At 71.4% G+C, this 255-nt stretch carries 1 protein-coding gene; it reads left to right on the top strand.

Features of this window, described 5'->3' with window-relative positions; all coding sequences use genetic code 11:
- Positions 1-255, top strand: a 255-nt coding sequence (locus ACQCVD_RS15570; RefSeq protein ID WP_426824681.1) for a hypothetical protein, incomplete at both ends; no start/stop codon positions are given.

Consider the following 255-nt stretch of genomic DNA (forward strand, 5'->3'; position numbering starts at 1 on the left):
CCGGGAAGCTGGTGACCGCGTTGCGCCGGGAGTTCGACCTGCCGGTGCACGTGCACACCCACGACACCGCCGGCGGGCAGCTGGCGACTTACCTGGCGGCGGCGAACGCGGGTGCGGATGCGGTGGATGGGGCGTCGGCGCCGATGTCGGGCACGACCTCGCAGCCGTCGTTGTCGGCGATCGTGGCGGCGTTCGCCGACACCTACCGGGATACCGGGTTGTCGTTGGACGCGGTCGGGGACCTGGAACCGTACT

This window comes from Corynebacterium halotolerans (genome assembly GCF_050107895.1).
GTDB classification, from domain to species: domain Bacteria; phylum Actinomycetota; class Actinomycetes; order Mycobacteriales; family Mycobacteriaceae; genus Corynebacterium; species Corynebacterium halotolerans_B.